General features: G+C 74.4%; 21 protein-coding genes. 6 read left to right on the top strand and 15 right to left on the bottom strand.

The window, feature by feature from the left end; genetic code table 11:
• Window positions 1-192: 192 nt before the first annotated feature.
• Window positions 193-1953, bottom strand: coding sequence for a thiamine pyrophosphate-binding protein (locus tag HDA31_RS11980; protein WP_178065121.1), 1761 nt, complete (start codon window positions 1951-1953; stop codon window positions 193-195).
• Entirely contained in the window at window positions 1946-3070 is a 1125-nt protein-coding gene (locus tag HDA31_RS11975) for a baeRF2 domain-containing protein (protein WP_074473311.1), read from the bottom strand. Before HDA31_RS11975 ends, HDA31_RS11980 begins: the two co-directional genes overlap by 8 nt.
• A gap of 226 nt (window positions 3071-3296) precedes the next feature.
• Between HDA31_RS11975 and HDA31_RS11970 the strand changes: the two genes are divergently transcribed.
• On the top strand, window positions 3297-3833 hold the full coding sequence (locus tag HDA31_RS11970) for a hypothetical protein (RefSeq protein ID WP_074473309.1): 537 nt from the start codon (window positions 3297-3299) through the stop codon (window positions 3831-3833).
• 78 nt (window positions 3834-3911) lie between these two features.
• Here the strand turns inward: HDA31_RS11970 and HDA31_RS11965 are convergent, their stop codons facing one another.
• Window positions 3912-4250, bottom strand: a complete 339-nt coding sequence (locus HDA31_RS11965) for a DUF3817 domain-containing protein (protein ID WP_074473307.1) — start codon at window positions 4248-4250, stop codon at window positions 3912-3914.
• 180 nt (window positions 4251-4430) lie between these two features.
• Between HDA31_RS11965 and HDA31_RS11960 the strand changes: the two genes are divergently transcribed.
• Window positions 4431-5909 carry a glutamate-cysteine ligase family protein gene (locus HDA31_RS11960; protein ID WP_178065120.1) on the top strand — a complete coding sequence of 493 codons (1479 nt, stop codon included), beginning with the start codon at window positions 4431-4433 and terminating at the stop codon, window positions 5907-5909.
• A 327-nt stretch (window positions 5910-6236) separates the two neighbouring features.
• Window positions 6237-6659 carry an SUKH-4 family immunity protein gene (locus HDA31_RS11955; RefSeq protein ID WP_219824909.1) on the top strand — a complete coding sequence of 141 codons (423 nt, stop codon included), beginning with the start codon at window positions 6237-6239 and terminating at the stop codon, window positions 6657-6659.
• A gap of 99 nt (window positions 6660-6758) precedes the next feature.
• Here the strand turns inward: HDA31_RS11955 and HDA31_RS11950 are convergent, their stop codons facing one another.
• From HDA31_RS11950 to HDA31_RS11935, 4 genes are all read right to left on the bottom strand, one after another.
• Window positions 6759-7322 (bottom strand): hypothetical protein, encoded by a 564-nt coding sequence (locus HDA31_RS11950; protein WP_178065119.1) that lies wholly within the window; start codon window positions 7320-7322, stop codon window positions 6759-6761.
• A 177-nt stretch (window positions 7323-7499) separates the two neighbouring features.
• Window positions 7500-9164, bottom strand: a complete 1665-nt coding sequence (locus HDA31_RS11945; protein WP_178065118.1) for a pentapeptide repeat-containing protein — start codon at window positions 9162-9164, stop codon at window positions 7500-7502.
• Between the two features lie 221 nt (window positions 9165-9385).
• A complete protein-coding gene (locus tag HDA31_RS11940; protein ID WP_178065117.1) occupies window positions 9386-10561 on the bottom strand; it encodes a helix-turn-helix domain-containing protein in 1176 nt (391 codons plus the stop codon).
• The gene (locus HDA31_RS11935; protein ID WP_178065116.1) at window positions 10548-10712 is read right to left on the bottom strand and encodes a hypothetical protein; all 165 of its coding nucleotides are present in this window, start codon (window positions 10710-10712) and stop codon (window positions 10548-10550) included. Before HDA31_RS11935 ends, HDA31_RS11940 begins: the two co-directional genes overlap by 14 nt.
• 390 nt (window positions 10713-11102) lie before the next feature.
• On the opposite strand from HDA31_RS11935, the gene HDA31_RS11930 reads away from it, so the two are divergent.
• Window positions 11103-11339 (top strand): GntR family transcriptional regulator, encoded by a 237-nt coding sequence (locus HDA31_RS11930; RefSeq protein ID WP_178065115.1) that lies wholly within the window; start codon window positions 11103-11105, stop codon window positions 11337-11339.
• Window positions 11340-11425: 86 nt separating this feature from the next.
• A complete protein-coding gene (locus tag HDA31_RS11925) occupies window positions 11426-11659 on the top strand; it encodes a GntR family transcriptional regulator (RefSeq protein ID WP_178065114.1) in 234 nt (77 codons plus the stop codon).
• 164 nt (window positions 11660-11823) lie between these two features.
• On the opposite strand, the gene HDA31_RS11920 is transcribed toward HDA31_RS11925, so the two are convergent.
• The 4 genes from HDA31_RS11920 to glgX all read right to left on the bottom strand — a co-directional run bounded on the left by HDA31_RS11920 (window position 11824) and on the right by glgX (window position 18582).
• A complete protein-coding gene (locus HDA31_RS11920) occupies window positions 11824-12198 on the bottom strand; it encodes a hypothetical protein (RefSeq protein ID WP_178065113.1) in 375 nt (124 codons plus the stop codon).
• A 171-nt stretch (window positions 12199-12369) separates the two neighbouring features.
• The gene (gene treZ / locus HDA31_RS11915) at window positions 12370-14103 is read right to left on the bottom strand and encodes a malto-oligosyltrehalose trehalohydrolase (protein WP_178065112.1); all 1734 of its coding nucleotides are present in this window, start codon (window positions 14101-14103) and stop codon (window positions 12370-12372) included.
• A complete protein-coding gene (gene treY / locus HDA31_RS11910; protein WP_178065111.1) occupies window positions 14100-16457 on the bottom strand; it encodes a malto-oligosyltrehalose synthase in 2358 nt (785 codons plus the stop codon). The genes treZ and treY overlap by 4 nt, the downstream gene beginning before the upstream one ends.
• 4 nt (window positions 16458-16461) lie before the next feature.
• Complete coding sequence (glgX, locus tag HDA31_RS11905; RefSeq protein ID WP_178065110.1) at window positions 16462-18582, bottom strand: glycogen debranching protein GlgX; 2121 nt, start codon at window positions 18580-18582, stop codon at window positions 16462-16464.
• 322 nt (window positions 18583-18904) lie between these two features.
• On the opposite strand from glgX, the gene HDA31_RS11900 reads away from it, so the two are divergent.
• Window positions 18905-20323 (top strand): glycosyltransferase family 4 protein, encoded by a 1419-nt coding sequence (locus tag HDA31_RS11900; protein ID WP_178065109.1) that lies wholly within the window; start codon window positions 18905-18907, stop codon window positions 20321-20323.
• 72 nt (window positions 20324-20395) lie between these two features.
• Here the strand turns inward: HDA31_RS11900 and HDA31_RS11895 are convergent, their stop codons facing one another.
• From HDA31_RS11895 to HDA31_RS11880, 4 genes are all read right to left on the bottom strand, one after another.
• Window positions 20396-21679 carry a citrate synthase gene (locus tag HDA31_RS11895; protein ID WP_178065108.1) on the bottom strand — a complete coding sequence of 428 codons (1284 nt, stop codon included), beginning with the start codon at window positions 21677-21679 and terminating at the stop codon, window positions 20396-20398.
• A 241-nt stretch (window positions 21680-21920) separates the two neighbouring features.
• Entirely contained in the window at window positions 21921-23981 is a 2061-nt protein-coding gene (locus tag HDA31_RS11890; protein WP_246383899.1) for a sulfatase-like hydrolase/transferase, read from the bottom strand.
• The gene (locus HDA31_RS11885) at window positions 23974-25404 is read right to left on the bottom strand and encodes a class I SAM-dependent methyltransferase (protein ID WP_178065107.1); all 1431 of its coding nucleotides are present in this window, start codon (window positions 25402-25404) and stop codon (window positions 23974-23976) included. The genes HDA31_RS11890 and HDA31_RS11885 overlap by 8 nt, the downstream gene beginning before the upstream one ends.
• A gap of 16 nt (window positions 25405-25420) precedes the next feature.
• The gene (locus HDA31_RS11880) at window positions 25421-25570 is read right to left on the bottom strand and encodes a hypothetical protein (protein ID WP_176734789.1); all 150 of its coding nucleotides are present in this window, start codon (window positions 25568-25570) and stop codon (window positions 25421-25423) included.
• Window positions 25571-25744 lie beyond the last annotated feature (174 nt).

Genomic DNA, 25744 nt, shown 5'->3' with positions numbered 1-25744 from the left:
GCCCGGCTTCCCGTCCCGATGGGGTCTAAACGGGGCGTCCGCCACCGCGCGTGCCCGCTGGGCGGGTCGTCCGGAGCCGGGACCACGGGTCGCCGTCCGGCGCGCGAACGCCGGGCGGCGCGGCGGCCTCCGGCATCCCGGGAACCGCCACGCCGCCCGGCGTGCCGTCGGTCGCGCGCGTGGCCCGGCGGGCTACACGAGGTCCTCCGCCTCGACGGCGACCCGGTTGTCGAGCATCCGACCGCGCACCCGCCGGGCCGCCTCGCCGTCGGCGAAGAGGCCGCGCAGGTCCGCCAGGGCCGGCTCCGGGGGGCGCAGCGCCACGGTCGGGTCGACCACGGCCTCCAGCACGCTCGGCCGGTCCGCCGCGAGGACCTCGTCCCAGGCCGCGCCGATCAGCTCCGGCCGGTCCACCCGGACCCCGTGCAGGCCGAGCAGGCGGGCCCAGCCGGCATACGGGACGTCGGGACGCCGGTCGGCCACCCCGGACGGCGGGCGGCCGTCGCCCACGCCCGAGTTGTCGCGGTTGTTGAGCACCAGCACGACCAGCCGGGGATCCGGCCACTCCCGCCAGTGGTGGGCCACCGTGATCAGCTCGGCCAGCCCGTTGAGCTGCATCGCGCCGTCGCCGGCGAGGGCGAGCACCGGCCGGTCGGGGCGGGCGAGCTTCGCCGCCACCGCGTACGGCAGGGCGCAGCCGGCCGACCCGAGGGTGCCGCAGAGGTGGGCGGTGACGCCGGGCGGCAGCTCCAGATGCCGGGCGTACCAGTAGACGATCGAGCCCACGTCGACGGCGACGGCCGCCTCCCGGGGCAGCCGGGCGGAGAGTTCGCGCAGCACGAGCTGCGGGTTGACCGGCCCGGCGGGCTCGGCGGCGCGGGCCGCCGCCGCCCGACGCCACCGGTCCACCGATGCCTCCACCGTCTCCCGCCATGCCCGCCGCGGCCGGTCCGGGACGCGCGCCAGCAGGGCCCGCAGCGTCTCGGTGGCGTCGCCGACCAGCGGCACGTCCACCGGGTACCGGTTGCCGATCCGCCGGCCGTCGATGTCGATCTGGACGGTGCGGACCTGGCCGGGCAGCGGGTAGTAGTCGGTCCACGGGTCGTTGGTGCCGACCAGCAGCAGGGTGTCGCAGCCGCCCATGAGCTGCGCCGCCGCGGTGGTGCCCACCTCGCCGAGCACGCCGGCGTGGAAGGGCAGCCGCTCGTCGAGCACCGGCTTGCCGAGCAGGCTGGCGGCCACCCCCGCGCCGAGCCGGTCGGCCAGCGCCACGATCTCGGCGGCCGCGCCGTGCCCGCCCTGCCCGACCAGGATCGCGACCCGGTCGCCGATGCCGAGCAGGGAGGCGGCGGCGGCCAGGTCGGCGTCGTGCGGCAGCACCCGCGCCAGCGGCTCCCCCGGCGTCGCCGACACGACGCCGGCGAACTGCGGGACCAGGTCGGGCACCGGGGCGACCTGCACCGCGCGGGGCAGCACCACGCAGGTCGGGCTGCGGGTGGCGGCGGCGGTGCGGAACGCCTGGTCCAGCACGGCCGGCACCTGGCCCGGGGTGCGCCCGTAGCGGACGAACTGGTTGCAGACGTCGCCGAAGAGGCGGCTCAGGCCGATCTCCTCGTGGGCCCCGCCGAGCGGGCCGTCGATGTCCTCGCCGACGATCGCCACCACCGGCTTGCTGTCCAGCTTGGCGTCGTACAGGCCGTTGAGCAGGTGCACCGCGCTGGGGCCCTGGGTGGCCAGGCAGACGCCGATCTCGCCGGTGAACTTGGCGTGCCCGCTGGCCATGAACGAGGCCGTCTCCTCGTGCCGGGCGGGGACGAACGCGGGGTCCCCGCCCGCGCGGTCGAGGGCGGCGACGACCGGGGCGACGGCGGGGCCCGGGCACCCGAAGGCGCGCGGCACCCGCCACGCCCGCAGCCGCTCCACCACCAGGTCGGCGACCGTACGCTCAGCCATGTGAGCGGCCGGGCGTGGCGGCGTCGACGTAGCGCAGCACCGCGCCCACCCCGTCGGTCAGCTCGGGCGCCTCGTCCGGCGCGAGCACGGTCAGCTCCGCGTCGGTGCCGACGAGCGCCCGCACCAGGGCCGCGTCGGCGCGTACCCGCCGGGGGTCGGCCACCGCGACGGCGGTGAGCTGGCCCGCGTCGGTGGCGATGTCGGTCGGCTCGGGGCCGACCCAGAGCTGGGCCGTCGACGACGGGTCGTCCACGATCAGCATCGTGTCGACCTGGTTGCGGCGCAGCGCCGACACGACGGCGTCCAGGCCCGCCCCGACGTCCTCCTGGACGCCGAAGCGGTCCAGCGCGGCGGTGACCCGCTGGTCGGCCACCTCGGCGATGGTCTGCACGGTGACGTCGTCCATCAGCGCCGGGTCCGCCCCGGCGTGCCGCGACCCGGCGTCGGTGCGCACCAGCACGTCCTGCCAGCGTTCCGGAAGCTGGGCGGCGATCATGCCGGTGGCCCGCACGTCGCCGGCGACCACCACCACCTCCGCGCCGACCTTCTCGGCCAGCTCCACGGTGGCCGCCGCCGCGTCGCCGGCGTTGTGGTGCCAGGCCTCCACGGCGGCCCGCTGGTAGCGCGAGTGCGACCAGCCGCCCGCGTTGACGCGGCGCAGCGGGAAGTCCTCCCGGCCGGTGACGTGGGCGCGGCGCGGCACCCCGCCGGCGCTGACGGCCACGGCGTCCGCGCCCCTGCGGTCGGCCAGCACCCGCACCCAGGCGACCTGCTCGCCGCGCTGGGCGAGCAACGGCATGGTGTGCGGCAGCTCCGACACGGTCGCCAGGTCCCGCAGCGGCGGGGCGGACAGGTACTCGGTGAGCACCGCCCGGCCCCGGGTGGCGAAGACGGCGATGCCGTAGTCGCCCGGCATCGGGTCGTGGCCGCGGACGACGCGTTCGACGGCGTCCACGGTCGGCGCGTCGGCGCCCTGCTCCAGCAGTCGCCCCTCGATGGCCCGCCACCGCAGGTCCAGCGCGGGGCGGGCGTCGTGGGTGTCCCGGGAGGCGTCCAGGTAGACCGAGCACCACGGCCCGGGACGGTCGTAGAGCGGACGCAGGAAGGACAGCTGCATGCTCGACCCCTTTCCGGCTCGGCCCCCCGCTTACCCGCGCCGGTCGCCTTGTCACCTGGCCCGGTCGCCTGGCCTGCTGCTCCCGCCGGCGTCCGGCGTCGGCTCCCGCCGCCGCGACCCGCCACGAACATGACTCGCGTTCATTCATGTCGTTCGGCCGCCCCGGCGGATACGATCGGTGTAGCGAATCGGACTCTCCGTGGTGAACGACTCTCGGTGGTGGACAATGGACGGCGACCTCGACTACCGGCGGATCGCCCGCCCGACGCAGCGGATCGTCACCGGCCGCGTCGTCCGGTTGCTCGACGGCTACCCGCGTGAGCTGAAGATCGGCCAGCCCGTGCTCGTCGCCGTGGTGACGGCCGCCAGCGTGATGGGGCTGCTGCTGCTGGCGTTCCGTTCGCTGCTGTCCAGCGGCGGTGGCGGCGCCCGGCGCACCTGGAAGGAGCTGCGCAAGGGGCCGGAGTTCCTGGTCACCCCGCTGCGGCTGCGCGACTCCAACGACCAGCTGTGCGAGGTGGAGCTGCACGGGCACCTGGCGCAGAGCGCGCTGCACCCGGCCGACTGGGTGCAGATCACCCTCAAGCCGCAGGATCCCGACCTGCCGCCGCGCGTCGAGCAGATCGTCAACCTCACCACCGGGCAGCTCCTGCGCCCCCGCCACGCCACCCTGTGGAGCCACCTCGGGCCGCCGCTGCTGCTCCAGGCCGTCCTGGGGGCGCTGCTGGTCCTCGTGATCGGCGCGGCGATCCTGCTCACCTGAGCGTGCGCCGCCAACGGGAGGCGCGCCGGTCCTGCTCGCCTGAGCCCCGCGCCGCCCGACGGGAAGCGCGCCGGGCGGTCAGCCGACCGGGGTACGGGGGCGCTCCGGGGCCGGCGCGGTGCGCAGCATGCCCCGGCGGGCCGCCCAGCGCTCGAAGACCAGGGTGGCGAACGGCGGCACCGAACAGGCCAGCGCCACGAGGGTCGGCCACGCCCGCCACCGGTGCAGCCGCGCGACGGCCAGCACCAGCACGCCGTACGCGACGAACAGGCCGCCGTGGATCGGGCCGAAGATCTTCACGCCGATCTCGTTGCCCGGCGGGCCGTACTTGACGGCCATGCCGACCAGCAGGGCCAGCCAGGAGCACGCCTCGGCGACCGCCGCCGCGACGAACAGCTTCGTGATCTTCTCGCGCATCGTCTCCCCCACCGGTTGCCGGCCATGCTAACCAGCCCGCCCGACGGCCCGGCCGACCGGGAGGCGGAGGCGACGGGGATCACGCGGGCCACAGGTGGGTACGTAGAGGGACCTTCGGGTCTTCCCCGGGCCGCCGCCGCGTGCGAGGTTGGGGGAACCAACGGTGACAGGGCGGTGACCATGGGCGAGGAAGTCGCGGCGCGCACCTTCAGTCGGGAGGACCGGGCGCGCTATCGGGAGAAGGTGCACCGGTGCCTGGACGTCTTCGCCGAGATGCTCCGGGAGTCCCGCTTCGACGTGGAACGGCCGATGACCGGCCTGGAGATCGAGCTGAACCTGGTCGACGACGGGTCCCTGCCGGCGATGCGCAACGCCGACGTGCTCGCCGCGATCGCCGACCCGAGCTTCCAGACCGAGCTGGGTCAGTTCAACGTGGAGATCAACGTCGCGCCGCGCCGGCTGGCCGGCACGGGCACCGCCGCGTTCGAGGAACACGTGCGGGCCAGCCTCAACGCCGCCGAGACCAAGGCCCGGGACGTCGGCGCGCACATGGTCATGATCGGCATCCTGCCGACGCTGCGCCCGGAGCACCTGACCGCCGAGACGCTGTCGGCCAACCCGCGCTACAAGCTGCTCAACGAGCAGATCTTCGCCGCGCGCGGCGAGGACCTGCGGATCTCCATCAGCGGGGTGGAGCGGCTCGCGGTCACCGCCGACACCATCACCCCGGAGGCGGCCTGCACCAGCACCCAGTTCCACCTCCAGGTCAGCCCCACGCAGTTCGCCGACCACTGGAACGCCGCCCAGGCCGTCGCCGGCATCCAGGTGGCCCTCGGCGCGAACTCGCCGCTGCTGTTCGGCCGGGAACTGTGGCGCGAGACCCGCATCCCGCTGTTCCAGCAGGCCACCGACACCCGGGCGGAAGAGATCAAGGCCCAGGGGGTACGCCCACGGGTGTGGTTCGGCGAACGCTGGATCACCAGCGTGTTCGACCTGTTCGAGGAGAACGTGCGCTACTTCCCCGCCCTCCTGCCGGTGTGCGACCCGGAGGACCCGGCCGAGGCCCTGGCCCGGGGCGACGTGCCGAAGCTCGCCGAGCTGCGGCTGCACAACGGCACCGTCTACCGCTGGAACCGGCCGGTGTACGACGTCCACAAGGGCCGGCCCCACCTGCGGGTGGAGAACCGGGTGCTGCCCGCCGGCCCCACCGTGCTCGACACCGTCGCCAACGGCGCGTTCTACTTCGGGCTGGTCCGGGCCCTCGCCGAGTCGGACCGGCCACTGTGGTCGCAGATGTCCTTCAGCGCCGCCGAGGAAAACTTCAACGCCTGCGCCCGGCACGGCATCGACGCCCAGGTCTTCTGGCCCGGCCTCGGCTACCTGCCGGTCACCGAGCTGGTGCTGCGCCGGCTGCTGCCACTGGCCCACCACGGCCTCGACCGGTGGGGGCTCGACCCGGCCGAGCGGGACCGGCTGCTCGGGATCATCGAGCAGCGCTGCCTCACCGGGCGCAACGGCGCGACCTGGCAGGTGGAGACCCTGCACCGGCTGGAGTCCGCCGACCACCTGGACCGGCCCGAGGCGCTGCGCGAGGTCGTCCGCCACTACGTGGAGCTGATGCACAGCAACCGCCCCGTCCACGAGTGGCCGATCCCCTGACCGGCCGGGCCCGGGCCCGGAGCCCCGCCTGGCGGGCCCGGGACCAGGCCCAGAGCCCCGCCCGGCGGGCCCGGGACCAGGCCCAGAGCCCCGCCCGGCGGGCCCGGGACCAGGCCCAGAGCCCCGCCCGGCGGGCCCGGGACCAGGCCCAGAGCCCCGCCCGGCGGGCCCGGGACCAGGCCCAGAGCCCCGCCCGGCGGGCCCGGGACCAGGCCCAGAGCCCCGCCCGGCGGGCCCGGGACCAGGCCCAGAGCCCCGCCCGGCGGGCCCGGGACCAGGCCCAGAGCCCCGCCCGGCGGGCCCGACGGCCGGGGCTAGGGTGGGGCGGTGCCGAACACCGACGCGGCGATCGACGTCGCCCTCGCCCGGCTGCGGTCCCTCGGGGAGCAGCTTCCCTACCCCGGGGACTGGCTCCCGGCCGCCCGCGCCGACTCGACCGGGGTCGTCCTCGCCGAGGACGAGGGGCTGTCCCGCCTCGTCGTCGACCCGGCCACGGGTGCCGTCTCCCTCGTCGACGACGACGGATCCGAGCCGGTGAACTCCACCCTCGCCGCGCTCGTCGCCTGCGCGGAGGCGTACCTGGCCGCCCGTGCGGAGGCCCACGCGCTGCCCGACGACGCCGACGACGACCTCGAGGCGGTCGGCGAGCGGCTCACCGACCGGTTCCGGCAGCTCGACCCGGCGTCGGTGGACCACGAGAACCGCTTCTGGTCGGTGGCCGCCGAGGAACTCGGCTACGGGATGACCTGACGGGTCGGCCCTCCCCGGTGGCGACGGGCTGGCCGGCGTCGGTCGGCGCTTCGGCGGCCTGACGGCGCGGGCGATTCGAAGGGGCGGTGCCTCCGGCGGCTACGCCCCGGGCACGTCGACCATCGGTTCGTACCGGTCGCCGGCGCCGCTGACCGGGCGGTAGTCCTCGTCGGCCGCCAGGCGGTGCAGCGCCTCCAGCAGCCCGTCGGCCTCCGGCAGGTCGAGCGCCTGCCGCAGCCGCGCCCGTTCCGCGTCCAGCTCCGGCCAGTCCTCGCGGATCTCCTCGTCGGTGCGGGCCAGCCACTCCCGCAGCCGCGCGCCGCCGTCGTCACCGTACGGGACGCTCGTCGCGTCGTGGATGCTGGAGAGCCCGACGACGAGGGCGAGGGCGGCGCGCAGGTCGGTCGCGATCAGCCCGCCCTCCCCCTCCGAGCCGACGTACAGCACGGGCCGGGTGACTCCGTCGCCCACCAGCATGAACGCCCCACCCGAGGCGTCGCCGGCGATCATCTCCAGGGGCTCGCCGCCGGGCAGGTGCACCGCCTCCGGCGGCCCGTCGGCCGCCCGGTCCAGGTCGAAGTCGAACCGGCGCAGCAGGTCGACGATCCACGCCTCGCCGGCGATCCGCCCCAGCAACAGCCCCTCGCCCCGATCACCCGTCACACCGAGAAGATACCCACCCCGTCCCCGCCCCCCGGCCCGCCCCGGCCAGCCCCGGCCAACCCCCGCGATCTTGCACTTGTGGCCCCCGTTTCGCCCGTTATAGCCGTTATGCGGGGGCCGCAAGTGCAAGATCGCGGAGGACGGGGGTGCGGGCGGGGCGCGGGCGGGGCGCGGGGGTCAGGACGGGGTGGGGGTGGGGAGGTCGTGGGGGGTGTGGAAGGCCACCCCGGCGAGGATCTCCGCCGGGGCGCGGAACCTGTCGAGGCGCGCGCCCGCGAACGTGGCCGCGCCGTGGAAGGAGGCGCGCCCCTCCGGGCCGCCGAGGCGGAACGCCGCGCCCTGGAACGTGGCCCCGTCGAAGCGGGTGACCCCGTGGAACTGGGCGGCCGTGAAGTCGGCGTGGTCCACCACGCAGCCGCTGAGGTCGAGGTCGACCAGGGTCGCGCCGCACAGCGACAGGCTCATGCCCGCCCAGTGCACCGCCCCCGAAGCCGACCCGCCCGGTTCGCCCGGTTCGCCCAGCCCACCCGGTTCGTTCGGCCCGCCCCGCTCGCCCAGCCCACCCGGTCCGGGGCGCAGGCGGGCGGCGAGGAGTCGCTGGGCGGCGCGGCGCAGCTCCACCTCGCCGGCCTGCGCGGCGGTCAGGTCGCCGGCCACGGGGAACGGCAGCGGGGCACGCAGGTAGCCGCAGACGGCGTCCACGACCCGTTGGCGCAGCTCCGGTCGCGCATCGCCCAACTCGCCGAGGACGCGCAGACCGACCCGCCGCACGTCGGGATCGGGGTCGGCGAGCTGGCGGGCGTACGGCGCGACGGAGCCGTCGGGCACGAGCACCGCGCCGCCCGGGGCGGCCGAACCCTCCGGAGCGGCCGACGCGGCGGCCAGTTCCTCCGCCCTGACCAGCCCGTTCGCGCCGTCTGGGGCGGGGCCCGGCGTCCAGCCGAGGGGCCAGCACACCGGCTCGTCGTCGGCCGAGCCGGCCCACCGGGCTGCGGTGAGGTCCACGGCCGGCTGGTCCAGGTGCACCGGCCCGCCGAACCACGCCCCGCCGAAGGTCGCCTCCGCGCCGAAGCGCGCGTGGTAGAACCAGGCCGGGCCGGCGAAGCGGGCCCGACGGAACGACACCGGGCCGACGAAGCGGGCCCCGTCGCCGCCTTCGGTCCACTCCTGGTAGTCGCCCATCAGCACCGCGACGGGCCAGCCGGGGTCGTCCTCGTTCGGCTCGTCCCACTCGGCGGGCCGGACCTCCTCGATGGTGTCCCAGGCCGGGTCGTCCTCCCAGAGCTCCTCCTCGCCCCGCCCGAACCAGGCCATCCCGCCGAAGTCAGCGCCCGCGAAGCTGGCCGGCCCCCGGAACCGGACCCGCCCGAACACGGCGTCGGCGGCGAAGCGGGCCCCGTCGAAGCGGGCCCCGTCGTGGAAGAGCGCGCGGGCGAAGATCGCCTCGCCGGCGAACCGGGCCCCGTCGAACGAGGTCGCCCCGATGAACCGGGCGTCGTCGAACCGGGCCCCGGCCAGCTCGCAGCCGCCGAAGTCGGCGTCGACGAGGGTCGCCCCGGCCAGGTCGACGCCGACCGCCGGCACGCCCGCGTCGGGCCGGAGCAGTCCGGCAAGGACCCGGACCGCCGCCCGCCGCCCGCCGGCCTCAAGGCCCGCAGGACCGTCAGCCGGCGTACGCAGGTATCCGCACACGGCGTCTGCGGCGTCCTGCCGCAGGGCGGGGTGGGCCGCGCCGAGGTGCGCCAGCCGCCGCAGGGCGGTCTCCCGCTGCGCGCCCGCCGCCGCCAGGACCTGCCGGCCGGCCGCCCGGCACTCCTCGGCAGCCGTCGCATCGTCCACCACGTGACCCCCTCCGCGCCCGGTGGCCGCCACGCACACCGGCCCCGCCGCTGGGCCGGCCCCGACGCGCCGGCGCAGGATAGCCGCAACGGCCGACACCGGCGGGGGCACCGGGGAATCGGGACCTGCGCCCCGCCCGTCGGCACACGGCCGGGTCGAGAGTCGATGTCGGGCGAAGATCGTGCTCGATCAGGGAAAGAGCGGAGGCCACCGGGCTTCGGCGGTCACCGGGACAGGCCGACCAGCGTCGCCAGCCGCGCCACGCCGGCCGGCGCCGGGCGCGCCGACGCCACCTCGGCGAGCACCGTACGCGCCACCGGCCGGCACCGGACCTCGGCCGGCGCGACGCCGTCCGCGTCAACCAGCGCCCGCCCGGCCCCACCCGGGTCGCCAACCTGGAGGTACGCCCGCGCGGCGTCCACCAGGTACGCCGCGCGGTGCTCGGCGGGCAGCAGCCGCCACGCGTCCCGCCGTACCACCTGCTCGTGCCGGACCACGGCCGCCCGGGCCTCGCCCAGCTCGACCGCCGCCACCACCTCGGCCAGTTCGACGACGACCGGCCCGAAGCCGGTGCGGTGCGGGTCATCGGCGGCGACCCGGGCGGCGACCTCGGCGGCCCGGGCGGTCAGCTCCCCGGCGCGGTGCGCGTCGCCGCAGCCGGCGGCGGCGAGCGCGGCCTGGAGCAGCAGCGTCCCGTGCACCGCCGGCCCCTCCGGTGACGTCTCCGGCCCGGGCGGAGGCGCGGGCGCGATGCGGTGCGCGGCGGCCAGCGCCGCCACCAGCGCCAGCCGGTCGTAGCCGAGCGCGCGCAGCGCCTGGGCTGCCGAGATGGTCGCCGCCCCGGCCAGCACGCGGTCGCCGCCGGCCGCGGCCACCGCCCGGTCGGCGGCCAGCCAGCCGAGGTCGGCCTCGCCGAGCTTCACCAGCACCGACGACGCGATCCGGTACGCCTGCACCAGCAGCTCCGGCTCCGCCGCCCGCACACCCTGTGCGGCGTGCAGCAGCCTCGGCAGCAGGCGAATCACCTGGTCATACCGCGCGTGCTGGAACGTCAGCCAGGCGTGCCCCACGTGCCGACCCGTCTCCGCCACGGACCCCGTCGGGTGCGGCACGTCGTAGCGGGCGAGGGCCGCCCGGATCCCGTCGACCCCGTCCAGCCGGCCGGCCCCGGTCGACGGCAGCGGGCGGCGCTCGCCGAGCAGCACCAGCGGGTCGACCCGCAGCACCTCGGCGACCTCCTGGATCACCGCATACCGGTCCAGCGCGCGCACGCCCCGCTCGACCTTGTCCACCCAGCTCTTCGACCGGCCGAGCCGGTCGGCGAGCATCTGCTGGGTCAGCCGCCGCCGCGCCCGCCAGCGGGCAACCCGACGACCGATCGGCTCGTCACCGCTGGTCACGCCGCCACCGCCGGTCGGGGACCGCCCGCGTGGTCTCCTCCACGGGTACGCGCTCCGCCTCGGCCAGGGCGAGCAGTCGCTGCCTGGCCGCCTCCCGCTCGGCCTCCTCGATCCGCTCTCCCCAGCTCACCGTAGGTTCGTCACCACGCATGGGTGCCTCCGTCAGGGCGGCGCATCAGGGGCTTCGATGGCGGCAGATCACGCTGCGGGGCTTCCGCCTCTAACGATGACTCTGGTCGCCTCTGCGGGGGCACCACGGCCCACCTCTGGTTGCGACCCTCACGTGCCTGCCCCAGCGGCAAGGGTTGGTCTCGCCGCGCCCGTAGGGCGTCGCCCGACTGCCCTTTGACGCTCGGTGCACCTGCCACGTGGTCAACGGGCCTACCGGGGCGCTGGTACCACTTCCATCTGGGCATACCGCTCCTTGCTGAGCATCCATCCTGGCGCAGCCCACTCTACTAGCAGAGTAGACAGAGTTATCACTGCTGAAAGAAGTGACATACTGGACATGGTCATCGGTGCACACTGATCTACTAGGGTGATGAGCGGCTACATCCCGACCTTCCGAGTCGTCATCAACGACATCAGGAAGTCGATAGCTTCGGGGCAACTCAAGGAGGGAGACAAGCTCCCCTCCCTGCCAGAACTCGCAGAAAAGTACGATTGCTCCATCGGAACGGTAAGACGCGCGATCGAGCATCTTCAAATCACCGGCGAACTTCAGGGCCGACAAGGTAAGGGGACTTACGTAACCGGAAAAATGCCGGAGGCCTCCTGACCTCCTCGTCTCAATACGACGGCGCGCACCGGCAGGGCGACCGACCGAACAGGGTCCACAAAGCCGCCCGCGCTAAGGTCCGGCACATGGTTGACGAGATGTCCCCGCTGGCGTTCAACGTGCAGCCGGCAGTCCTCCTCGCCAAGGAGCTCGAGGCAGGAAGGCTGAATCCCCGCCAGCCGCTGCCGAGCGAGAGCCATCTTCAACAGCAGTACGGCGGGAGCCGGGGAACCGTACGGGCCGCCATCCGGGCGCTCCGAGATCGCGGCATGGTCGTGACATTCACCGGACGCGGCAACTATGTCGTCGATCGCCCCTGAGTGCCAGGGCAGGCGATGTTCGCCTCACCGCCCGTGGGATTCCATGATCTTCCACTGACGCCGTCGCGGCTGCCACCGACGAGCCGTAGTGCGCGCACGAAGACCCACGCCACCTCGCCACCCAGAAGGAGAGCGTGGCGCGCGAGAGACTGCTCGCGACACTCCTACCGCGCAAGCGGTACGTCTTTTTCAGTAGTGAACTTCCCGACGCAGGCCAGCAGCTCTCGTGCCTCCAGATCGAAGGCGGCGAGGAGCCAGCCCCGCTCACTGCCGACGCGGAACAGACCCACCTCCCGGCCCCGATGACCGCTCATCACCTCCATAAAGGAGTCGATGCCGACCACCTCGATCCCGGCCTCGCCGGCGGTAATGCGGCGCCCGAAATAGATGTAGTAGATCGACTCCCCCGGCATCACCGTGACCTGCACCTCGGCTGGCACCGATTCGGCTCCGACGACGTGGGCGATCAGATCGGCCAACCTCCGGTCGGGGGTCCGGTGGTTTCGGAACATCGCCAGAACCGACGCTTGATCCAACATTCGGCTCCACTCCCCACGTTGACGGCCGTCGGGCCCCGGACAACCAACCCGGCAGGACTGATCGTTGCGGGAGCCGCACCGAGCATGATCGTTTGTTGTTGACCGGCAACTCCTCCGGCGTGTCGTGCCGGTGAGCAGCAGACGATCACGGCGCCTCCCCCACCACGGCGGCTACAGGGCGACCACCGCCGCCGATTCCGGGGGGAGCTCGATGCGGTCGCGGGTGACCGAGACGCCCTCCTCCGTGGTCAGCAGCACCCGGCGCGCCACCCCCGGCAGGGTGATCCGCTGCGGCCGGCCGGCCAGGTTCGCCACCACCATCCGCTCGCCCCGGCGCATCACCAGGAACTGGTCGCCGTGCCGCACGTCGACGGCGTCGAGCCGGGGGTCGGACAGGTCGGGGTCGCTCTTGCGCAGGGCGATGAGCCGCCGGTAGAACTCGTGCATCCGGCGGTGTTCGGGCTTGTCCAGCTCGGCCCAGTCGAGCCGGGAGCGCACGAACGTCTGCCGGTCCTGCGGGTCCGGCACGTCGCCGGGCGGCCAGCCGTGCGCGGCGAACTCGCGCCTGCGGCCGGCGGCCACGGCGGTGGCCAGCTCCGGCTCGGGGTGGCTGGTGAAGAACTGCCACGGGGTGCTGGCCGCCCACTCCTCCCCCATGAACAGCATCGGGGTGAACGGGCCGGTGAGCAGCAGCGTCGCGCCGACGCGCAGCAGCGCCGGGGACAGCGTCGCGGAGATCCGGTCGCCGGTGGCCCGGTTGCCGATCTGGTCGTGGTTCTGCAGGTACGCCACGAAGCGGTGCCCCGGCACGCGCTGCCGGTCGACGGGCCGGCCGTGGCTGCGCTGGCGGAAGCTGGACCAGGTGCCGGCGTGGAAGAACCCGCCGGTCAGCACCTGCGCCAGGCACTCCAGCGAGCCGAAGTCGGCGTAGTAGCCCTGCCGTTCCCCGGTGAGCAGGGTGTGCAGGGCGTGGTGGGCGTCGTCGTTCCACTGGGCGTGCAGGCCGTACCCGCCGGCCTCGCGGGGCGTGACCAGCCGCGGGTCGTTGAGGTCGGACTCGGCGATCAGCGACAGCGGCCGGCCGAGCCGGGTCGACAGTGCCTCCACCGCGACCGCGATCTCCTCCAGCAGGTGGGTGGCGCGGGTGTCGGGCATGGCGTGCACGGCGTCGAGGCGCAGGCCGTCGACGTGGTAGTCGCGCAGCCACATCACGATGCTGTCGACGATGTAGCGGCGCACCTCGTCGGAGTGCGGGCCGTCGAGGTTGACGGTGCGGCCCCAGGTGTTGCTCCGCTCGGTCAGGTACGGCGCGAACATCGGCGCGTAGGCCCCGGAGGGCCCGAAATGGTTGTAGACGACGTCGAGGATCACCCCCAGCCCCTTGGCGTGGGCGGCGTCGACGAACCGTTTCAGCCCGTCCGGGCCGCCGTACGGTTCGTGCGGGGCGAACCAGCAGACCCCGTCGTACCCCCAGTTGTGCTCGCCGTTGAAGGCGTTGACCGGCAGCAGCTCGACCAGGTCGACGCCGAGGTCGACGAGGTGGTCGAGGCGCTCGATCGCCGCGTCGAAGGTGCCCTCGGGGGTGAAGGTGCCGATGTGCAGCTCGTAGAGGATGCTGCCGGGCAGTTGCCGGCCGGTCCAGCCGGCGTCGCCCCAGCGGTGGGCGGCGTGGTCGTAGCGGCGGCTCGGCCCGTGCACCCCGGCGGGCTGCCAGGGCGAGCGCGGGTCGGGCAGGGCCCGGTCGTCGTCGCCGAGGACGAACGCGTAGTCGGTGCCGGGGCCCGCGCCGGGCACCTCGACCCGCCACCAGCCGCCCGGCTCGGGGCGCATCTCGTGGTCGGCGTCGCCGGCCAGCCGCAGCCGGACCCGGGCGGCCTCGGGCGCCCACACGGTGAATTCGGTCATGCGGCAGCCTCCACGGAGTCGGCGGGTGCGAGGAGGGCGACGGGGAGAGTGTCGAGCAGATCGTCCAGCAGCAGCTCACTGCCACTGTAGACCCGCCCGGTGAACACGTCGGTAACAGTGTGGCCGCCGAGCGACAGCCGGGTGCCCCGCCAGCCGCCGGCGCGGGCCAGCCGCAGCGGCAGCCGGGTGGCCACGGCGACCGCCCCGGCGCGGTGCGGCCCGCCGGGAGAAGAGCCGCCCCGGTCGGCGGCTCCCCGGTCGAAGGCGACGACGTGGGCGGCGGCGGGGCCGTGCGCGGGCACCGGGCGGTAGCCGGCGAACAGCTCCGGGTGGTCGCGGCGCAGCCGCAGCGTCCGCGACACCACGAGCAGCTTCGCCGCGCCGGAGGCGTCCACCGCTGGCCGGGCGCCGGCGTCGAGCCGGGCCAGCTTCTCCCGGCGTACGCCGAAGTCGACCGGGCGGCGGTTGTCGGGGTCGACGAGGGAGTTGTCCCACAGCTCGGTGCCCTGGTAGGTGTCGGGCACCCCGGGCATGGCGAGCTGGACGAGCTTCTGCCCCAGCGAGTTGGACCAGCCGGCGGGGGTGATCTCGGCGGCGAACGCGGTCAGCTCGGCGTGCAGCTCCGGGTCGTCGTACATGCGGTCGACCAGGGCGTGCATGGCGCGCTCGAAGCCGGGGTCGGGGTCGGCCCAGCTGGTGGCCACCGACGCCTCCCGGGCGGCCTTCTCGGCGTACGCGTGCAGCCGCTCCCGCTCGATGGGCCACGCGCCGACGGCGGTCTGCCAGAGCAGGTGGGCGAACGCCGGATCGGGCAGCGGCGCCGCGGCGGTCCACCGGGTGACCCGCTCGGCCCAGCGCCCGGGCAGCTCGGAGAGCACGGCGAGGCGGGCCCGGACGTCCTCGCCGCGCTTGGTGTCGTGGGTGGAGAGGGTGGTCATGGCCGCCGGCCAGCGCACCTGCCGGGCGGCGGCGAACCGGTGGAACTCGGCCGGCGGGGTGCCGAAGTGGGCGGGGCTGCCGCCGACCTCGTTGAGGGCGACGAACCGGCTCCACCGGTAGTAGGCGGTGTCCTCGACGCCCTTGGCCATCACCGCGCCGGAGAGCTGCGGGAAGCGTACGCCCAGCTCGTCGTCGGGGTCGCGGAGCCGGCGGGTGACCGCGTCGAGGGCGGGGGCCAGGTCGGGGCGGCGGCGGCCGGCCTCGGCGCGGGCGGCGGCGAGGTGGCGGGCCCCGTGCGGCGGGTAGCCCCGGTAGACGGGGAAGCAGGCGGCCAGCTCCGCCAGGGCGGCGCGGGCGGAGTCGGGGGCGAGCTCGGGGGCGAGGGCGGCGAGCCGGGTCAGCTCGGCGGCGAGCAGCCGGGTGGCGGCCTCCAGCTTGGTGGCGTGGGTGAGGTCCTGCCAGGAGGTGTGCCGGCCGGTGAGCCGGGCGTCGAGGGCGGTGAAGTCGGCCTCGGCGGCACCGTCGACGAAGAGGCCGCCGACGGCGGCGAGGGCGTCGTAGCCGGTGGTGCCGTCGACCGGCCAGTCGGGCAGCTCCTCGCCGTACTCCAGGATCTTCTCCACCAGCAGCCACGCCTGCGGCGCGTCGGCGCGCAGCCGGGCCAGGTAGCCGGCGGGGTCGCGCAGCCCGTCGGGGTGGTCGACGCGGATGCCGTCGACGTCGCCGGCCGCCGCCCACCGCAGGACCTCGGCGTGGGTGGCGGCGAAGACCTCCGGGTCCTCCACGCGCAGGCCGGCGAGGTCGGCGACGGCGAAGAACCGGCGGTACGTCAGCTCGCGGTCGCCGCGCCGCCAGGAGACCAGCTCGTAGTGCTGCTGGTCGTGCACCTGCCGGGGGCTGCCGTCGCCGGTGCCGTCGGCGATCGGGAAGCGGTGCTCGTGGTAGCGCAGCTCCCCGTCGGCGATGGTGAGGTCGTCGAGGGCGTCGGGGGTGTCGGCGAGCACGGGCAGCAGCAGCCGGCCCCGGTCCCAGTCGATGTCGAACCAGCGCGCGTACGCCGAGTCGCGGCCCCGGCGCAGCACGTCCCACCAGGCGGGGTTGGCCGCCGGCCGGGCCACCCCGGCGTGGTTGGGCACGATGTCGACGACGAGGCCGAGCCCGGCGGCGCGCAGCGCCCGCACCAGCCGCACCCGGGCGGCCTCCCCGCCCAGCTCGGGGTTGACCGCCCGGTGGTCGACGACGTCGTAGCCGTGCTGCGAGCCGGGGGTCGCGGTGAGCAGCGGGGCGCTGTAGAGGTGGGTGACGCCGAGGTCGGCCAGGTAGCCGGTGAGGCCGGCGGTCGTGTCGAGGTCGAAGCCGGGGCGGACCTGCACCCGGTAGGTCGAGGCGACGGGAATGCGGGGAGTGTCGGGCATCGGCTCAGACCGTCCTCTCCAGGACCACGAGGCAGCGGTCGGGCACGCAGATGGTGCCGCCCGCCTCGACGAGGGTCGGCTTCTCCGGGTCCGGGTCCGCGGTGCTGATCACCTGTTCCCAGCGCTGGCCGAACTCCTCCCCCGGCAGGGTGAAGTCGAGCGGGGCGTCGTGGGCGTTGAAGCAGAGCACGAAGGACGAGTCGTGGTGGCGCTGGCCGAACTGGCCGCGTTCGCGGATGCCGTCGCCGTTGACGAACAGGGCCACCGAGCGGCCGAAGTCGTTGCCCCAGTCCTCGCCGGTCATCTCCCGGCCGTCGGGGGTGTACCAGGCCAGGTCGGGCAGCCCCGAGCCGGCGGCCCGGCCGCCGACGGGCAGGCCGGTGAAGAAGCGGCGGCGGCGGAACACCTGGTGGCGGTGGCGGAAGTCGACCAGCCGCCGGACGAAGTCCAGCAGCGGCTCGTCGGCACCGCCCCAGTCGACCCAGGCCAGCTCGCTGTCCTGGCAGTAGGCGTTGTTGTTGCCGCGCTGGGTGCGGCCCAGCTCGTCGCCGTGGCCGATCATCGGCACGCCCTGGGAGAGGATCAGGGTGGCCAGGAAGTTGCGCCGCTGCCGCTGCCGCAGGGCCAGCACGCCGGGGTCGTCGGTCTCCCCCTCGACGCCGCAGTTCCAGGACCGGTTGTGGCCCTCGCCGTCGCGGTTGTCCTCGCCGTTGGCCTCGTTGTGCTTGTCGTTGTACGACACGAGGTCGTTGAGGGTGAACCCGTCGTGGCAGGTGACGAAGTTGATGCTGTGGAACGGGCGGCGGCCGTCGTCCTGGTAGAGGTCGGCGGAGCCGGAGATGCGGGAGGCGAACTCGGCGAGGGTGGCGGGCTCGCCGCGCCAGAAGTCGCGCACCGTGTCGCGGTACTTTCCGTTCCACTCGGTCCACAGCGGCGGGAAGTTGCCCACCTGGTAGCCGCCGGGGCCGACGTCCCACGGCTCGGCGATGAGCTTGACCTGGCTGACCACCGGGTCCTGCTGGACCACCTCGAAGAAGGTGGACAGCCGGTCGACCTCGTAGAACTCGCGGGCGAGGGTCGCGGCGAGGTCGAACCGGAAGCCGTCGACGTGCATCTCGGTGACCCAGTAGCGCAGCGAGTCCATGATCAGTTGCAGGGAGTGGGGGCTGCGCACGTTGAGGCTGTTGCCGGTGCCGGTGTAGTCGACGAAGTAGCGCCGGTTCTCCTCGGAGAGGCGGTAGTAGCTGGGGTTGTCGACGCCCTTGAAGCTCAGCGTCGGGCCGAGGTGGTTGCCCTCGGCGGTGTGGTTGTAGACCACGTCGAGGATGACCTCGATGCCGGCGGCGTGCAGCGTCTTGACCATGCCCCGGAACTCCTGCACCTGCTGGCCGAGGCCGCCGAGGGCCGCGTAGCCGTGGTGGGGGGCGAAGAAGCCGATCGTGTTGTAGCCCCAGTAGTTGCGCAACCCCAGGTCGGCGAGCCGGTGGTCGTGCACGAACTGGTGCACCGGCATCAGCTCCACGGCGGTGACCCCGAGCCGCTGGAAGTATTCGATCATCACCGGGGAGGCGATGGCCGCGTACGTGCCGCGCAGCTCCTCCGGGATGTCGGGGTGGCGCATGGTCAGGCCCCGCACGTGCGCCTCGTAGATCACCGAGTGGTGGTACGGGGTGCGCGGCGGCCGGTCGTTGCCCCAGTCGAAGTACGGGTTCACCACCACCGACTTGGGCATGAACGGGGCCGAGTCGGTCTCCGACATCCGGTCCTCGTCGCCGCCCACCTCGTAGTCGTAGACGGCCGGGTGCCACTCGACGTCGCCGTCGACGGCCTTAGCGTACGGGTCGAGCAGCAGCTTGTGGGGGTTGCAGCGGATGCCGTTCGCCGGGTCCCACGGGCCGTGGACCCGGTAGCCGTAGCGCTGCCCCGGCTCGATGCCCGGGATGTAACAGTGCCAGACGTACGCGTCGACCTCACGCAGCTCGACGCGGCGTTCCGCGCCGGTGTCCCACTCGTCGAACAGGCAGAGCTCGACGCGCTCGGCCACCTCGGAGAAGATCGCGAAGTTGGTGCCCATCCCGTCGTGGGTGGCCCCCAGCGGGTACCGCTCGCCCGGCCAGACCTGCATGTCGCTCCTCAGCCCATGATGATGATCGCCCCGGACGGGGCCGTGCCCGCCGGGTGCGCACGCCGCTAATGCCCCGCCGCCGGTCGGCCCAATCCACCCGTTGGTGCCGTAACCGATTCCGCCCGCCTGATGCCGACTGGACCTTTGGGTGGTGTCCGTCACCTTGGGCCCTCTCAGGATGCGGTTCGGGCCCGGATGCCCTTTCCTTGATGCGGGGGCGTGCGGAGGCGCGCGTTCCCGCTCGGCCCTCGGCCACCCCACCTTGCCCTGTCACGCCGCCATCGTTGCCGGCGCGTTCCACCCTGCACGGACGGAGTTCGATGTGACGACCCTGCGGGCCGGCGAGCAGACCGCCACCGCCACGGACCGGCTCTGCCGGCCCAGCACCACCTCACGGTCCCAGACCCCGCAGCCTGCGCTCCCGCAGCCCGTCGGCTCCGGGGTGCCCCCGCAGACCCGCCGCATCCTCATGCTCTCCTGGGAGTACCCGCCGGTGCTCGTCGGCGGCCTCGGCCGCCACGTGCACGCCCTCTCCGTCGCCCTCGCCGCCGCCGGCCACGAGGTCACCGTCGTCACCCGCCACGCCGACGGCGCGCCCCTGGAGGAGTACGCCGACGGCGTCCGCGTCCTGCGCGCCGCCGAGGACCCGGTCGCCTTCCCCCTGGCCACCGGCAGCCTCCTCGCCTGGACCATGGCCTTCAACCACACCCTCACCCGCGCCGCCCTGCGCGCCACCGAATCCGGCAGCTACGACGTCGTCCACGCCCACGACTGGCTCGTCGCGCACACCGCGATGACGCTGCGGGACCACCTCGACGTGCCGCTGGTCAGCACGATCCACGCCACGGAGGCGGGCCGGCACCAGGGCTGGCTGCCGCAGGAGATGAACCGCACCATCCACGGCGTCGAGCAGTGGCTGAGCTCCGAGTCCAACCGGGTCATCGTCTGCTCGGGCTACATGCGCGACGAGGTCGGCGCGCTGTTCGACGTGCCGGCCGCACGGGTCGACGTGGTGCCCAACGGGGTCGAGCCGCACCGCTGGAAGGTGCCGACGTCGGCGGTCGCCTCGGCGCGGGCCCGGTTCGCCGGGGACGGCCCGCTGGTCACCTTCGCCGGCCGGCTGGTCTACGAGAAGGGCGTGCAGCACCTGCTCGCCGGGCTGCCCCGGCTGCGGGAGCGGCACCCCGGGCTGCGCGCGGTGATCGTCGGCGACGGGCCGTACAAGCCGGCGCTGGAGGCCGAGGTGCACCGGCTCGGCCTCGGCGGCACGGTCAGCATGCCGGGCTTCCTCGGCGGCACCGACCTGCCCGCCGTGATGGCCGCCTCGGACTGCTTCGCGGTGCCGAGCATCTACGAGCCGTTCGGCATGGTCGCCCTGGAGGGGGCGGCGGCCGGCGCGCCCCTGGCGGTCGCCTCGACGGGCGGCCTGGCCGAGATCGTCGAGCCGGGCGTGACCGGGATGACGTTCGCCCCGCAGGACCCGGCGGGGCTGACCGAGGCGGTGCACGCCCTGCTGTCGGACACCGAACGCGCCCGGGCGCTGGCCCGCCGGGCCCGGAGGATGGTCCACGAGCAGTACGGCTGGGCCGCCATCGCGCGCCGCACGGCCGACGCGTACGCCTCGGCGATCGCCAAGGCCCCGGCGTTCACCGCCGAGCGCGCCGAGCGGCGGATGAGCGGGGGCGACGCCCCGCGGCGGGTCGCCGAGGGCAACCTGCTCGCCGCCGCCGGCCTGCGCTGAGGCGCAAGGAAGGGCCCCCTGTTAACGCATTCTGCATAGCAGGGGGCCCTTCTTAACAGCGCACGGGGCGCGTCAGCGGTCGGCGGGCCGCTCGTACGCGCGCTCCGGGTAACCGGTGTAGAGCTGCCGCGGGCGGCCGATCTTGGTCTCCGGGTCACCGAGCATCTCGCGGTACTGGGCGATCCAGCCGGGCAGCCGGCCGAGGGCGAACAGCACGGTGAACATCTTCGTCGGGAAGCCCATGGCCTTGTAGATCAGGCCGGTGTAGAAGTCCACGTTCGGGTAGAGCCGGCGGGACACGAAGAAGTCGTCCGCGAGGGCGATCTCCTCCAGCTGCATCGCGATGTCCAGCAGCGGGTCCGGCTTGGCCATCCGGCCGAGGACGTCCTGCGCGGCCTTCTTCACGATCGCGGCCCGGGGGTCGTAGTTCTTGTAGACCCGGTGGCCGAAGCCCATCAGCTTCACGCCGTCCTGCCGGTCCTTGACCTTGCGGACGAAGGACTGCACGTCGCCGCCGTCGAGCTGGATCTTCTCCAGCATCTCCAGCACGGCCTGGTTGGCGCCGCCGTGCAGCGGGCCGAACAGGGCGTTCACCCCGGCCGAGACCGAGGCGAAGAGGTTGGCGTTGCTGGAGCCGACCAGCCGCACGGTCGACGTGGAGCAGTTCTGCTCGTGGTCGGCGTGCAGGATGAACAGCATGTCCAGCACCTTGGCCATGACCGGGTCGACCTCGTACGGCTCCGCCGGCACGCCGAACGTCATCCGCAGGAAGTTCTCCACGTAGCCCAGGGAGTTGTCCGGGTACAGCAGCGGCTGCCCGATCGACTTCTTGTAGGCGTACGAGGCGATGGTGGGGACCTTCGCCATCAGCCGGACGGTGGACATCTCGACGTGGTCGGCGTCGAACGGGTCGAGGCTGTCCTGGTAGAAGGTCGAGATGGCGCTGACGGCCGAGGAGAGCACGGCCATCGGGTGCGCGTCGCGGGGGAAGCCGTCGAAGAAGCGACGCATCTCCTCGTGCAGCAGGGAGTGCCGCCGGATCCGCTCGCTGAACTCGTCGAGCTGCTGCTGGCCGGGCAGCTCACCGTAGATGAGCAGGTACGAGACCTCCAGGAAGGAGGACTTCTCGGCCAGCTGCTCGATCGGGTAGCCCCGGTACCGCAGGATGCCCGCGTCGCCGTCGATGTAGGTGATCGCGGAGGAGCAGGCCGCGGTGTTCACGAAACCGGGATCGTACGTGGTCATCCCGGTTTCCTTGAGGAGCTTGCTCACGCCGATGCCGGCGGGGCCCTCGACCGCCGACTGCACCGGCATCGACAGCTGCCCACCGGGGTGATCGAGCTTGACTTCCGTCATGTGTTCCTCGCTTCGCCGGCAGATCTACGTTGAAATTGCCTTCGCTTTTACCGTAAACACGGTTGCGGGGACACCGCCCGTCGTGGTTCCGCAGGTGAGGTATGCGTCACCCGATTCCCGGCAGGTGGGCCCGGAAACCCGGGGGCCGGGGACCGACCTCGAACGGGGCCAATGTGACAAAAGGCCCCCGATCGCGCACGAAGCGTGACCGGGGGCCCGGTGGGCAGCGGGGACGAAACTCTCAGGAAATACTCAGGTGACGCAGCTCGCCGTCCGGGCCGATCCGGTAGAGGTCCACGCGGTTGTCCCCGGCGCGGAACAGCCGGTCGTCGGTGAGGAAGGCCGCGAACCGGCGGCCACCGGGATCCGGCGGCACCACCGGGACGACCGCCCCGATCCGCCTGTTGACGGCGACGGCGAGCAGCGTGCCGTCGGGTACCGAGGCTCCGACCGTGCCCCAGACCAGGGCCGGCAGCTCGCCGGTGTCCGGGTCGACGGCGCGGAAGGCGGCGAGGTCGGCGACCCGCGCCGACCCGCCGGCCGGGCGTTCGCCCACGGTCGTGCCGACCAGCGGGTGCGGCTTCGGCAGCGGCGGCGGCGCGGGCACCCCGCCGGTGATCGTGACCGGTTCCCCCGGCCGGTCGTAGAAGCGCTTGTCGGCGCGACCGCGCGGGGCCTGCCGGGCCGAGCTCCCGTCGACCCGCCAGGGGATCCGCACGTGCGCGTAGTCGGCGATCGTGGGCAGCAGGTCGACGTGCTCCCAGTTGCGGTCGTCGACCCGGCCGGCGCGCTGCCCGGGCTCCTTGACGAACATCGGCACCCAGGCCACCTGCCCGGCCGCCGCGCGGATCGCGCCCAGCCCCCGCCCCTGGGCCCCGTTGTCGAAGCTGACCCCGTGGTCGGCGGTGACCACCAGCAGGGCCCGGTCGTAGAGGCCGGTGGCGCGCAGCGTGCGCAGCGTCTCGCCGATCAGCCGGTCGGTGTACTCCAGTTGGGCCAGGTGCCGCCGCCGGGCCAGCTCGACCCAGCCCGCGCCGTCGTTGGGCAGGTCCTCCGGGGCGGCGTAGCGGGCCCCCGAGGGCAGGAACTGCCACGGCGCGTGCGGCATCAGCAGGTGCAGGAAGTGCAGGGTGGGCCGGTCGCTGGGGCGCAGCCCGGCCAGGAAGCTGGCGAACCGGGCCGGCTGGTTGGCGTTCAGCCGGTCCCAGCGGAACTTCGGGTCGGCGGGGACGGGCTCGGCGGCGTCCAGGCCCGCCTCGGCGGCGGTCTGCTCGCGGTAGGACTCCTCCGGGTCGACGTGGCTGTCGACCGGGGCGGCGACCTGGCCCAGCAGCTTCCCGCTCTCCCGGACCAGGGTGCCGATCCCCTGCCGGGGGCTGGCCGGCTGGTCGCAGCGGCTGGGCGGGCAGAGCCGGGTGATGCTCTCCTCGGCCCGGATGTCGTACAGGCCGCCGAGGGCGGTGAACAGGTTGTCGGGGTACTGCGAGTAGTGCGGGGCGACCGGCTTCGCCGGGTAGCGGCCGGTGAGCATGGCCGGCAGCGCGTACGGCGTCCAGCCGCTCACCCCGGTGGCGTCGCGGTACCAGGTGGAGCCGCCGGCCAGCTCGGCGAAGTGCGGGTAGCGGGCGGCGTCGATCCGCCCGTCGGGGCCGAGCAGGGAGACCAGGGGCAGCTCGTCGAGGATCAGCATGACCACCGGCGGGCGCCCGCCCGGGGCGGCCACCCCGGCCGCGCCGGCGTCGCCCCGCGGCAGCACCACCGCCGAGGCCGGCGAGGCGAACAGGAACAGCGCCACGAAGGCCGCGGGCCCGGCCGAGGCCACCCGCAGCGCCAGGCCCGGCCCGCGCCACCGCCGGTGTGCCGCCGCCCCGGCCGCGCCGGCCAGCACGGCGACGACCAGCAGCGGTACGCCCCGCAGCGGCGTGCCGTGCCGGCCCACCTGCACGGCGAGGGCGGCCAGCAGCAGGCCGACGAGCACCGTGTGCACGGCCGAACGGGCGGCCCGCCCCGCCAGCCGGCTCGCCGCCCCGAGCAGCGCCAGCGCCAGCGTGGGCACGGCGGCGATCAGCGCGACCAGGGCCAGGGTCTCGCCGCGGGTGGCCCGGTGGAACAGGAAGAAGTCGGGGCTGCGGCCCAGCACGTCGAGCATCGGCTGGGTGACCACCAGCCCGACCAGGGCCGTGACCTCCAGCAGTCGGCGCAGCTCGGCCCGCCAGCCGGAGGGCCCGGTGGGGCGGCCCGGGGTCGCCTCGGCGGTGGGCGGCGCGGGGGCGGCCGGGGGCGCGACGGTCGCGTCAACCACCCGTCACCGCCTGGTAGAGCGTCCGGGTGCCGCCGGGCAGCTCGACCCGCCGCTCGACGCGGCACCGGGTGGCGAGCAGCCGGGCGAACTCGTCGGGCCGGTAGTCGGGGAAGAGGCCGGCCGGCTTGTTGGCCAGCAGCCGCCGGGCCATCGGGTCCTCGGGGTGGACGAACTCGACCACCAGCCGGCCGCCGGGGACGCAGGCGTCGGCGAGCTGGTCGACGACCTGCGCCAGCGGCACGTTGCGCCCGATCGCCAGGTGGTGCACGACGGCGAGGGCCAGCACCAGGTCGGCCCGCGCCCGGGTGGCGAACGCGGCCCGTTCGACGCCCCGCCAGCCGCCGCCGGGCGACGGGTCGGCCAGGTCCAGCACCAGCGGCAGCACCCGCCGCTGCTCCTCGGCGCGCAGCGCCGCGTACAGCTCGTCGACCACGGCCGGGTCCTGCTCGACGGCAACGACGTAGCCGGCGTAGCGGGCGGCGAGGCGGGCGTACCGGCCGTCGTTGGCACCCAGGTCGAGCACCAGGCCGGGCGGCGTGCCGGCGGTCAGCGCCAGCTCGACGAAGCGTTCCTTCGCGGCGCGGTCGGCGGCGGAGTAGCTGCACGTGCGCTGGTAGTCGGCCCAGTGGCTGCGCGCCTGGCGGGGGCGCAACCGGCGGACGAGCTTCTCGATCCGGCGGACGGCGGCCAGCGCCAACTCCCGGGAGAACCCGGCGCCGCGCAGTTGCTCGCGCACCTCGCCGGTGGCGGCGTCGGCGTTGCGCTGCTGCATGGCCGAGTGCAGGTGCACGTGGGTGGGCACGCCGGGCAGCAGCCGCCGGGCGCCGGTGAACAGCCGGCGCATCTGCTCCGCGGGGATCCCGTCGACCTGGGCCCGCAGCCAGGGCTGGAAGTCCACGCCGAGGTGCGCGGTGAGCAGCAGCGGGTAGAGCATGGTCTGGCAGAACTGCCGGTAGCCGGCCCAGGGTTCGCCGTCGCGGGCCGGCTCGAACGAGCCGACGTCGATGAAGACCGGCGCGACGCCGCGCCACTGGAGGTTGTAGGCCGAGCCGTCCTTGGTGGTGAAGCCGGCGGTCAGCGCGGCGCGCAGGATCTCCAGGTGCAGCAGGGCCGCGTCGCGGAGCATGCCGAACGACCACTCGTACGGGTGGGAGACGAACGGGATGCGTTCGTGACGCAGCACGGCGGCCCACTGCCCGCCGGCCCCGGCGGCGAACCTGGCCGGTTCGACGGGCTCGGTGCCGCAGACCTTGCCGGCCGCCAGCAGCGGCGGGAAGAAGTCGCTGGCGGACAGGGCCCGCCAGTCCCGGGCCGCCCGGGCGTCGAGGCCGCGCAGCACCTCACCGTCGGCGTAGAAGACGCGGTTGGCCGGGTCGCGGAACGAGCCCGGGTCGACCCGGACGTCGGTGTGCGGGACGGTCATCGCCGGTGCGCCCCGCTCAGGAGCGGTCGGTGCGCTGGCGGCGGTACCGGGCCGTCAACCGACGCCAGTAGAGCTTCGCGGCCACCGCCACTCCGGCCACCCCGCCGACCACCGCCTGCACGATCAGGCTGCCGGATCCCGCATCCAGGTAGGCCAGGTGCATCACGGCCGCTCCTTCCCCTCGCCGTCTCGGAGCCGACCCCGGGCACCCGCCAATCTGGGGTGTTCATGCCCAAAAGCCGGACTTGTCTCATTGCTACCGTACGCGACGCCCGGCCCCGTCGAGGCCACACCGGCCACTCCGGCGCCGATCGGCGCGCTGTCCGATCCGTTCAAGACG

Source organism: Micromonospora carbonacea (assembly GCF_014205165.1).
Taxonomy (GTDB): domain Bacteria; phylum Actinomycetota; class Actinomycetes; order Mycobacteriales; family Micromonosporaceae; genus Micromonospora; species Micromonospora carbonacea.
Note: the sequence above shows the minus strand (reverse complement) of the source record. Positions and strands in the feature narration are given on the sequence as shown.